10 protein-coding genes are annotated in these 10,229 nt (G+C 45.7%); 7 read left to right on the top strand and 3 right to left on the bottom strand.

Annotated elements, in window-relative coordinates:
• Window positions 1-526: 526 nt before the first annotated feature.
• A complete protein-coding gene (ftsH, locus tag QUB56_RS21660) occupies window positions 527-2,461 on the top strand; it encodes an ATP-dependent zinc metalloprotease FtsH (protein ID WP_332957999.1) in 1,935 nt (644 codons plus the stop codon).
• A gap of 155 nt (window positions 2,462-2,616) precedes the next feature.
• Here ftsH and QUB56_RS21655 read toward each other — a convergent pair whose 3' ends face one another.
• Window positions 2,617-3,171: a M23 family metallopeptidase gene (locus QUB56_RS21655; RefSeq protein ID WP_332958059.1), complete on the bottom strand. Its 555-nt coding sequence runs from the start codon at window positions 3,169-3,171 to the stop codon at window positions 2,617-2,619.
• Window positions 3,172-3,365: 194 nt separating this feature from the next.
• Window positions 3,366-3,524, bottom strand: coding sequence for a hypothetical protein (locus QUB56_RS21650; protein ID WP_332957998.1), 159 nt, complete (start codon window positions 3,522-3,524; stop codon window positions 3,366-3,368).
• On the opposite strand from QUB56_RS21650, the gene QUB56_RS21645 reads away from it, so the two are divergent.
• Together QUB56_RS21645 and QUB56_RS21640 are read left to right on the top strand one after the other, a co-directional pair.
• A complete protein-coding gene (locus QUB56_RS21645; protein ID WP_332957997.1) occupies window positions 3,524-3,904 on the top strand; it encodes a hypothetical protein in 381 nt (126 codons plus the stop codon). The genes QUB56_RS21650 and QUB56_RS21645 overlap by 1 nt on opposite strands.
• A 131-nt stretch (window positions 3,905-4,035) precedes the next feature.
• Window positions 4,036-4,791 carry a prolipoprotein diacylglyceryl transferase family protein gene (locus tag QUB56_RS21640; protein WP_332957995.1) on the top strand — a complete coding sequence of 252 codons (756 nt, stop codon included), beginning with the start codon at window positions 4,036-4,038 and terminating at the stop codon, window positions 4,789-4,791.
• A gap of 60 nt (window positions 4,792-4,851) precedes the next feature.
• Here QUB56_RS21640 and QUB56_RS21635 read toward each other — a convergent pair whose 3' ends face one another.
• Window positions 4,852-5,661 carry a phytanoyl-CoA dioxygenase family protein gene (locus QUB56_RS21635; protein WP_332957993.1) on the bottom strand — a complete coding sequence of 270 codons (810 nt, stop codon included), beginning with the start codon at window positions 5,659-5,661 and terminating at the stop codon, window positions 4,852-4,854.
• Between the two features lie 140 nt (window positions 5,662-5,801).
• Between QUB56_RS21635 and QUB56_RS21630 the strand changes: the two genes are divergently transcribed.
• From QUB56_RS21630 to QUB56_RS21615, 4 genes are all read left to right on the top strand, one after another.
• Entirely contained in the window at window positions 5,802-7,220 is a 1,419-nt protein-coding gene (locus QUB56_RS21630; protein ID WP_332957991.1) for a radical SAM protein, read from the top strand.
• Between the two features lie 19 nt (window positions 7,221-7,239).
• Window positions 7,240-7,554 (top strand): hypothetical protein, encoded by a 315-nt coding sequence (locus QUB56_RS21625; RefSeq protein ID WP_332957990.1) that lies wholly within the window; start codon window positions 7,240-7,242, stop codon window positions 7,552-7,554.
• A gap of 45 nt (window positions 7,555-7,599) precedes the next feature.
• Window positions 7,600-9,048, top strand: coding sequence for a RecQ family ATP-dependent DNA helicase (locus QUB56_RS21620; RefSeq protein ID WP_332957988.1), 1,449 nt, complete (start codon window positions 7,600-7,602; stop codon window positions 9,046-9,048).
• Window positions 9,049-9,186: 138 nt separating this feature from the next.
• On the top strand, window positions 9,187-10,152 hold the full coding sequence (locus QUB56_RS21615; protein WP_332957987.1) for an RluA family pseudouridine synthase: 966 nt from the start codon (window positions 9,187-9,189) through the stop codon (window positions 10,150-10,152).
• Window positions 10,153-10,229: the final 77 nt, after the last annotated feature.

Raw genomic sequence — 10,229 nt, 5'->3', positions numbered from 1 at the left:
ATATCGATTTGAGATTTGAGATTTGAGATTTACGGATGGGGTCAAGAAACCGGGGTTTTTGAGCAAAATACAGAGGTTGCAGCCTGCAGATTAGGTAAAAAACCCGGTTTCTTGAGGAGCAGCGGGTAAGTTCAGTGGAGGGGGCCCAGAAACCGGGTTTTGGTACCAAAATCCTTGGTTATAGCCAAAAGATGAGGTAAAAAACCCGGTTTCTTGAGGAGCAGTGGATTCAAAACCCCCCTCTTGAGCACAGGGCGGTTTCACTATCGGGGAAATCATCGTTTTGTAGGGGTAGTGCCAAGAATGCCTACCCCCTCCACGGACGATGAAATCGATGTTTCAAATATCGCGGCTCTTCACGAGGGTTTGCCCCTAGGGAGAATGAAACAGCCCTGTCCTCTTGAGGGGTATGTTGAGATCCAGCGAGAGATAAACCCATTCAACACCCGCCCTTTTGTTAAAATAAATAAAGGTAGCAAACCAAAAGCGGTCAATCTTGGCACTCTTCAACCTTGGGCAAAGCAATATGAAAAATTCTTGGAAACACGCATGGCTGGGGCATCTAGCTGTAAACAAAGACAAATCGAGCCAGAATCCTAAAAAATCAATTCCAGGACGGAATCTTTGGCGCATCCTGGGCAGTTTGGTGATTTCTCAAGGAATATTGCTCTCGACCCCGGTGTTTGCCGACAGCGCGCCAAACACCATGAGTTACAGCCAACTGATCGACAACATAGAAAAAGGGCTAGTCAGTAAAATCGAAGTAGACGAAACTCAAAGAACTGCCAAAGTTAGGCTAAAAAATCAAAAAAGCGATCAAGCCCAATCAGTTACTCTCTTCGACTACAACAACCGAGAACTGTACTCGCAAATCCGCGCCAAAAAGATTGACTTTGAAGTCAAACAAACAGCCGACAACGCCGCAGCAGTCAGTTTAGTAGTAAACTTGCTCGTGATTTTTGCAGTGTTGGCAGTGTTGATGGCAATCCTGCGCCGATCGACCCAATCTCAAGGAAATGCCCTGAACTTCGGCAAATCCAGAGCCCGTTTCCAAATGGAAGCCAAAACCGGCGTGATGTTCGACGACGTAGCAGGCATCGAAGAAGCAAAAGAAGAACTGCAAGAAGTCGTAACTTTCCTCAAAAAACCCGAACGCTTCAACGCCATTGGCGCCAAAATTCCCCGAGGAGTTCTGTTGATCGGGCCTCCGGGAACCGGCAAAACAATGTTGGCAAAAGCCATCGCAGGCGAAGCAGCCGTCCCCTTCTTCAGTATCTCGGGTTCGGAATTTGTCGAAATGTTTGTCGGAGTTGGCGCCTCCCGCGTCCGCGACTTGTTCCGCAAAGCTAAAGAAAATTCGCCCTGCATCGTCTTCATCGACGAAATAGACGCCGTAGGAAGGCAGCGCGGCGCTGGTATCGGTGGCGGCAACGACGAACGCGAACAAACTCTCAACCAGTTGCTGACAGAAATGGATGGCTTTGAGGGTAACAGCGGCGTGATTGTGATTGCAGCTACCAACCGCCCCGACGTGCTCGATACCGCCCTGCTGCGGCCAGGCAGGTTCGATCGGCAAGTAACGGTAGATTTGCCCAGTTACAAAGGGCGTTTGGGGATTTTGCAAGTTCACGCGCGCAACAAGAAACTCGACCCAGAAGTTGCCCTAGACACGATCGCCCGTCGCACTCCCGGCTTTTCCGGCGCTGACTTGGCAAACTTGCTCAACGAAGCAGCAATTCTCACTGCGAGGCGTCGTAAAGACACGATTAGTAACTTAGAAGTTTACGACGCGATCGACCGGATCACGATCGGGCTCACCCTGAACCCCCTGCTCGACAGCAAGAAAAAGTGGATCATAGCATACCACGAAGTCGGACACGCCATAGTCACGACCATGCTCAAAAATGCCGATCCGCTTCAAAAAGTAACCATTATTCCGCGTTCCGGCGGCATCGGAGGCTTTGCTAGCACCGTGTTAGATGACGAAATGCTCGACAGCGAAGGTTTGAAAAGTCGATCTTGGCTGCTAAGCAGGATTACAGTAGCTTTAGGGGGACGGGCTGCTGAGGCGGAAATTTACGGCGATGGGGAAGTAACTATTGGTGCTAGCAGCGATATCGAAGCAGTCAGCAGCTTAGCTAGGGAGATGGTAACGCTTTACGGAATGTCGGATTTGGGGCCTGTGGCTTTTGAAAGTCGCAACAATGAGGTGTTTTTGGGCCAGAACTGGAATTCGCGAGCGGAGTATTCCGAAGAAATGGCAATCAAGATCGATCGGCAAGTGCGAGAAATTGCCTTTGAGTGCTACGAAGAAGCTCGCCGGATTATCCGCGAAAACCGCCCTTTGGTAGACAAACTTGTCGAAGCGCTGTTGGATGAAGAAACGATCGACGGCGACGAATTCCGCCAAATTGTCGAGCAGTACACCGAGTTGGGCAAAAAAGAGTTGGCCCCAATGTAAAGAGTCATTAGTCATTGGTCATTAGTCATGAGTTATTCAAGTTTGTAGTGAGGACTTTATTCCTCATTATCGAAAAAATAAGGACTTTAGTCCTTACTACAAACCAATAAAAATGACTTCTAACTAATGACTAATGACTGCTAACTAATGACTAATTAAGATTGTTGGGAGTACATTTCCCGCAATACCAAAGCCGGGTCTACCCAGCGACCGTCATACTTCAATCCCCAGTGCAGGTGAGGGCCGGTCGTGCGCCCGGTCATCCCAACTCTGGCAATTCTCGCACCGGCCGGCACAGTTTGACCCTGCCAAATTTGCAGCCCGCCAGCGCGATCGATATAATAACGCCCGCCGTTAGCTGTTTCCACCCGACCTCTGAGGTGACAGTAGATGTGTTCCCAATTTCCCGATCGCACCACCATACCAGTGCCGCACCGGCCATCTTCCCAAACTTCCACAATTTGCCCGCCCCACCAATTGCGGATATAACTGCCTTCCGGAGCGGCTAAGTCCAAACCGTAATGAAAATCCCCGCCACGGGGACCGAAAGGGGAACTGTAGGCTTCAAAATTTTCGACGGGAAAAGAAGCTTCTTGCCACAAATTACCCGTCGCTACTCTGCTTGGTAAGCCTGACTGAGCTTGGACCAACTGCTGATGTAAATAAGGGCCGATCAAAACAATGCCGATCGAAAGTGCCAGCAGCAGCATCTGTCTGGGACGAAAAAAGCGTTTTCCCGTCAGCGGGCCTCTAGAGTCTTGCACGATTTTTTTCACTGCTGAAAGTTGAATGTATTTGCGGGTGTGGGTTGTCGGGCCAATTCGCTGCAAGATTGCCGTAGAGAGCTCTACCCGCTAAACGAATCAGTTTACCAACGTGTATCTTACTGCATACAGAGCCGGTGTCAAGGCTTCGGGTTAAATGCTACGGGGATCGGAAAGTCATTGAGCCCAGGAATTTCTCTTCTGGCTTGAATTCGATCGAGCTTTTGCTTGACACTATAGTTAGTTCCGGGATTTTGGATGCCGTCTGAAATCTCAAATTCATCACAAACATCAAGCAATGCTTACTGAAATTTTTCCCTTTAGTTTTGCCATAGACGCAACTGCGATCGCCGGTGCATCTTTGTGGTCTTTGGCCCTCTATTGGGGCCTGTCGCCCCTCACAGAATGGGTAATCTTGCAACTCAACCGCTGGATGAATTTTGCTGAGAGATCCCTCTACACCTCGGAAGCCGAGTTTGAAAGAACCCGCCAAGCCAGAGAAGCTCAAAATGCCTTTTACGCTTCGCTGTTGAGCATTGTGCCCTTTTTGATTGCCGGCGGATTGTGCAATTGGGGCGTAGAATTTTCTCTGGGTACTGGTTGGGCGATATCTATGGGTACGATCGCCTGTATTGGCGGCGGCGTTTACGAACTCGGCCGCCGAGACGGTCAATCTTAGGCGATTTTAGATTTGGGATTTGGGATTTTGGATTGGGATTGCTCAAGAGATTCCGAGATTTCCCAGCCTATAGAAAGGATGACAGGACTAGATCGCAATCTCAAATCCCAAACTCAAAATCTCAAAAAAATATGACATTTCCAGTTTATTTTTCCCTCGGGCTTTGGCAAATTCATCCGCATTTTTTCTTTGAATCCTTAGCCTACGCGATCGCCTTTCGCCTCCTATTATTTAACAAGAAAAAAGATATTATTGCACCCAGCCAGCGAAGTTCCGTAATTGTAGGGGGTATGGTTGGTGCTTTAATCGGCGCTAAAGCTCTAGTTTTGTTGCAGCATATCGATCTTTTATGGCAAAACCCAGAGCAAATTCTGTTGCTGCTACTTCAGGGAAAAACTGTAGTTGGTGCAATGCTGGGTGGTTTAATTGGCGTAGAATTGACCAAAAAAATCATTGGCGTCACTCGTTCCACTGGAGATGCTTTTGTCTATCCTTTGATTGCAGGAACTGCGATCGGTCGGATTGGCTGTTTTTTGACCGGATTGAGCGATCGCACTTACGGTATTGCCACTAATTTACCTTGGGGTATAGATTTTGGCGATGGCATTTACAGACATCCCACTCAACTTTACGAGATTTTATTTTTACTAGGTCTAACTGTATTTTTACAGTTTCGCAGCCGCTGCGATCGGCAAGAAGGCGATCTGTTTAAATTTTATATGATAGGCTATTTAGGATTTCGCTTTTTCATAGATTTTATCAAGCCAGATTTTCACGTATTTTTAGGGTTAACTGCCATTCAACTTGCTTGTTTGTTGGCTTTAGTTTATTATCGCCGCAGTCTTGTCAATTTGTTTAAGTTTACTCGTTTCGAGCGCTCCCCGTAGGGACACGGCGAAAGCCTTTGTCCCTACACTTCATCAACCTGGAATACGCTGTATATCGTACTAACCATAATTTGACTCAGGATGTTTGCCCAAAAGTCGCAGTTGTCGTTCAGTAGCAGTAGCCATAATTTCAGGATTAAATTGCCACGGCCAAGGCGAAAACTTCTGGGCAATATCGCGATGGGAATAATGCACTTGCAGCATATAGCGAGTGCGGTTTGTTGTCGTATTTCTGCCACCGGAATGCCAAATTTCACTGCGGAAAAATAGCACATCTCCGGCTTTGCACAAAACTGGTTCTGGGGAGTGTCCGTTCCAAGTTTCTTCCCCGCGATCGGGTTTGCGACCAGACTTGTGACTACCAGGGATAATATAGGTAGGACAAAGCTCTTCTGTGACATCGCTGAGATAGAAATGGGCGGTACAAATCAATACTGGGAGTTGAAAAGTGCGGTCGGCAAATACGCTTTCGGGCAAAGGTACAAATACGCGATCAGCATGAATCCGCCAACCGTCGTAACCGGGGCCACTTTTCCACGCAGTCATGCCGATAATATGGCAATCGCTACCCATTAACGATTCGGCTAATTCAATGATACCAGGTCGATCGGCATAGGAAAGCCAAAGGCGATCGCGATTGAAAACACATTTAAAATGATGGTTTAATTCACTCCAACTGCTGCCGTCTAGTCCGAAGGGTTGCAGGCGATCGAGTGCTTCCTTAGCCTCCCCCACTTCCGACGCGCCGATCACACCGGGAATCAGCGCAAAACCATCTTCCTGTACAGATTCTGCGAGACCTGCTGTATCCCAAAGGTCACAAGTATTTTGCCGATAGCTGAAAACTTCCTTTAATCCACTTGCATTCATAATTCAAATAGTAAAATTATTAAGTGTGCTTAATGTAGCATAAATTTCGGCTAATATGTAATAAATCGTTAAATTTGTTATATAATAAAATTACTCTCTGACTTAACAAATTTAGTCTGCTTAATTCTCCAATTTTTATTATGCCAACTCGCGATTACCTCTTTTACGCCCTGACTAACAGTGTTTGCTCAAAATGCTTAACAAAAATTGAAGCAAAAATTATCTTTCGCGAGGATTGCGTTTATTTAGTAAAGCATTGTCCCACTCACGGACACGAAGAAGTCTTGATTGCTGACGATATTGACTATTATAAACTTTCCCAGCAATTCATCAAGCCGGGAGATATGCCACTCAGGTTTAACACGCCGATAAAATACGGTTGTCCTTACGATTGTGGACTTTGCCCAGATCACGAACAACATAGCTGTTTAACTCTGATAGAATTGACTGATAGGTGCAATCTTTCCTGTCCAATTTGCTATGCAGATTCTGGTGTAGAAGAAGTTTCTAATATTTCCGATCGCCCCCGGAAGCACCGCACTTTAGAACACATCGAAATGATGTTGGATGCTGTAGTAGCCAATGAAGGAGAACCGCAAATTGTGCAGCTTAGTGGGGGAGAACCGACGATTCACCCCGAGTTTTTTGAGGTGATGGATTTAGTCAAAAGCAAGCCGATTAAGCATTTGATGATTAATACCAATGGTATCAGGATTGCTAAGGATCGAATTTTTTGCGATCGGCTAAGTCAATATAAACCAGGAATTGAGATTTATTTGCAGTTTGACAGCTTGGAGAAATCGACTTTGGAAGAGTTGCGGGGAGTTGATTTAAGGGAAATCAGAGAAAAAGCGATCGCGCACCTCAACGAATATAACATTTCTACCACTTTAGTTGTCACCCTCAAAAAAGGTCTTAACGACAGTGAAATCGGCAAAATTATCGAATATGCCTTGGAGCAAAAATGCGTGCGGGGCGTTACTTTTCAACCCATACAAGTAGCCGGGAGACTAGAACAATTTGACCCCAAAACAGACAGGTACACCCTCACAGAAGTTCGCCGTGCAATTTTGCAGCAGAGTCCCCATTTCAAACCAGAAGATATTATACCTGTTCCTTGCCATCCCGACAGTTTAGCAATGGCTTACGCCCTCAAATTAAATGGCAAAGTGATTCCACTAACTGGCGCAGTCGCACCGGATGACTTTGTTAAAATGATGCCAAACAGTGTACTTTACGAGCAGAATGAAGAATTAAAACGCAAAACTTTTGAGCTATTTTCAACTAGCCACTCACCTCAGTCCGCAGCTAATGCTTTCAAACAGTTATTGTGCTGTTTGCCGATGATACCAGTTCCTGAAGGTATTAATTATGACAATGTATTTCGAGTGATGATCGTGCAGTTTCTCGATCCGTTTAACTTTGATGTCCGTTCTGTGAAACGGTCTTGCATTCACATCGTACACCCAGATGGTAGAATTATTCCGTTTGACACGTTTAATATGTTCTACCGCGAGGGAAGCGCTGGATATCATTTGGTTTCTAACCGTTTAAATTAAGTTTGGGAGCAATATAATTATGTCGCCTAGAAATGAAAGAATGGGGATAGTGTCAGGAATATTTCTTTTAATCGGCTTGCATATTGCAGCAGTGATTTTAGGAATCATCATACTGCTCATACATTTTTATATAGTAGGGCAAGATAATTATCTAACTTTGTTATTATTGGGAATTTTTTTTGGGGGTGTGGGAATAGTTCAATTAATTTATGTGATTCCCGCGATAATTTTCCTCAGACGGCGGGGAGAATTTGCTCTACTCAAAGGGTTGATTATTGGTGCAGTAGTCACAGCTTTATTGAATGGCGGTTGCTGGTTACTTAATCTAAGATAGATCTAAAATTTATAGCAATGCCATGTGATTGGGAAACTAGATTAAATGAAATACCAACCAGAATCAAAATTATTAAATCAGGCCCGTGCCGCTTTCAAAAAATTTTGGGGATACGATGATTTTCGACCACCCCAAGGAGAAATTGTCAGCAGTTTATTAGCAGGAAAAGACACGCTGATAATTATGCCGACAGGTGGTGGCAAATCTATCTGTTTTCAACTGCCAGCTTTGTTACAAACAGGCTTAACTCTCGTAGTTTCGCCGCTGGTAGCGCTGATGGAAAATCAAGTGCAAGAATTGCGCGATCGCAATTTACCCGCTTCCCTCCTCCACAGCCAATTACCAACACAGCAGCGCCGACAAACTATGCAATCTCTGCAACAGAATAAATTAAGATTGCTGTACCTGTCTCCTGAAACATTACTCAGTAAACCAGTTTGGGAAATTATCAGTCAGCCACACATCCAAATCAACGGTTTAATATTAGATGAAGCTCACTGTTTAGCGCAGTGGGGCGATACTTTTCGACCAGCTTACCGCCGTTTGGGAACAGTGCGATCGGCTTTGTTGAAAGCTAAACCAGCAAATAGTAAAATTGCGATCGCAGCTTTCACCGCTACCGCCAACCCGGAAGTACAGCAGACAATCAAAAATGTCTTGCAACTGCACAAACCCGAAGCATTTCTGCTAAGTCCCTACCGTTCTAACCTGCACCTGCAAGTGCAGACAGTCTGGACGCCGAGAGGACGCAAGCAGCAACTATTAAATTTTATCAAAGACCGACGAAAACAAGCAGGTTTAGTCTATGTCCGCACTATAAAAGATAGCGAAAGCTTGGCGGATTTGTTGGAAGCTGCAGGTTATGAAACAGCAGCATATCATGCAGGTTTAAGTCCCGAATCACGACGAAAAATAGAAAAAGCTTGGCTGAACAATGAGTTTAAATTTGTGACTTGTACCTCAGCATTCGGGATGGGAATTAATAAGCCCGATGTTCGGTGGGTTGTTCATTTTCAAGCACCTTTGCTATTATCGGAATACATTCAGGAAATTGGTAGAGGCGGACGCGACGGCAAATCGGCCACCGCCCTGACATTGATTAGCGAACCGACGGGTTTGCTTTATCCCGAAGACAAACAAAGAAAGGAATTTTTTCAAGATAAATTGCGATCGCAATACCGAGAAGCTCAGCAATTAGCCAAAAAACTACCCCTTAAAGGTGATATAGAAGCAGTTTCCCGCGAATTTCCCGAAAGTGCGATCGCCCTTTCGATTCTCCACAGCAACGGACAATTAACATGGCAAGATCCTTTTAATTATGCAATCGACAAATCCGCACAGCAAAAAGCGGAAAAATCAAATTTTACCGCCGCTGAGGAAATGGTAAAATATTTGAAACATCGGCAGTGCAGGTGGCAATTTTTGCTGCAAGCTTTTGGGTTTGCAAATGAGGCGAAATCTATGCAGTGCGGCCACTGCGATAATTGTCGGTGAAACCAGTTCGTGGGGGCGGGTTTACGAGATTATTGGTTTTAGGAAATTATGATAGGTGAAACCCGCCCCTACAGGATATGTACTGCATACAAATCGATCGATTTTAAATTAGCGATTACCGATTACCAAAGAAAGTAAATGATAGAAACAGACACTGCGGCACAGATTTACACAGTAGAAAATACAGAGGAATTCGATCGCAGTAATGTCAATCAGCGATTAGATATTTGGCTGTCAAACCAGATACCGGACTTATCCCGATCGCGAATCCAAACTCTCATATCACAAGGTAACGTCAAAGTCAACGACGAAACCTGCACGTCGAAAAAAATATCAGTAAAAACGGGCGATCGCATCCACCTCACTTTACCGGAAACTCAGCCCACTTCCTTGCAGCCCGAATCAATTCCCCTCGACATTCTCTACGAAGACGACAGCCTAATTATCATCAACAAACCAGCCGGATTAGTCGTCCATCCCGCCGCCGGACACCAAGACGGTACATTAGTCAATGCTTTGTTAGCGCACTGTCCCCTAGCAGAAATAGGCGGAGTTCAGCGACCGGGAATTGTACACAGATTAGACAAAGATACAACAGGTGCGATCGCGATCGCCAAAACCGACATAGCCCACCAACACCTGCAAGCCCAACTCAAAGCCAAAACAGCCCGCCGCGAATATTTAGGCATAGTTTACGGTGCTCCCAACACCGAAACAGGCACAATAGACTTACCCATCGGACGGCATCCCACGGACCGCAAAAAAATGGCGGTAGTACCAGTAGAAAAAGGCGGCCGCCCCGCAGTTACTCACTGGACAATCAAAGAAAGAATCGGCAACTATTGCTTAATGCACTATCAATTAGAAACCGGCCGCACTCATCAAATTCGCGTGCATACAGCCGAAATAAAACATCCCATTGTGGGCGACCCGATGTACAGTTCCAACCGTTCTATAGGCGTCAATTTAACAGGACAAGCCCTCCACGCATGGCGGCTGACTTTGCAGCATCCCGTAACCGGAGAATTAATAGAGGCGATCGCACCTTTACCCGATCAATTCAACACCCTGCTAAAAATATTGCGATTGCGAACTCACACTTGATAAGGATCGCGAATTAAATAACTTACAATTTTAATTATTATTGTGGGATGGGCGTCCCGCCCGTCCAAAAAGGACGG

It is taken from the genome of Microcoleus sp. AR_TQ3_B6, from assembly GCF_036702785.1.
In the GTDB taxonomy this organism is placed as follows: Bacteria; Cyanobacteriota; Cyanobacteriia; order Cyanobacteriales; family Microcoleaceae; genus Microcoleus.
The sequence above is the reverse complement of the archived record's forward strand: the minus strand, read 5'-3'. Positions and strand labels throughout refer to the sequence as shown.

Bases quoted from the DNA above. Each gene is read 5' to 3' on its own strand.
- QUB56_RS21620 (WP_332957988.1), top strand. From the start codon at position 7,600: ATGAAATACCAACCAGAATCAAAATTATTAAATCAGGCCCGTGCCGCT.
- QUB56_RS21615 (WP_332957987.1), top strand. From the start codon at position 9,187: ATGATAGAAACAGACACTGCGGCACAGATTTACACAGTAGAAAATACA.
- QUB56_RS21655 (WP_332958059.1), bottom strand. From the start codon at position 3,171: ATGCTGCTGCTGGCACTTTCGATCGGCATTGTTTTGATCGGCCCTTAT.
- ftsH (WP_332957999.1), top strand. From the start codon at position 527: ATGAAAAATTCTTGGAAACACGCATGGCTGGGGCATCTAGCTGTAAAC.
- QUB56_RS21635 (WP_332957993.1), bottom strand. From the start codon at position 5,661: ATGAATGCAAGTGGATTAAAGGAAGTTTTCAGCTATCGGCAAAATACT.
- QUB56_RS21625 (WP_332957990.1), top strand. From the start codon at position 7,240: ATGTCGCCTAGAAATGAAAGAATGGGGATAGTGTCAGGAATATTTCTT.
- QUB56_RS21630 (WP_332957991.1), top strand. From the start codon at position 5,802: ATGCCAACTCGCGATTACCTCTTTTACGCCCTGACTAACAGTGTTTGC.
- QUB56_RS21640 (WP_332957995.1), top strand. From the start codon at position 4,036: ATGACATTTCCAGTTTATTTTTCCCTCGGGCTTTGGCAAATTCATCCG.
- QUB56_RS21645 (WP_332957997.1), top strand. From the start codon at position 3,524: ATGCTTACTGAAATTTTTCCCTTTAGTTTTGCCATAGACGCAACTGCG.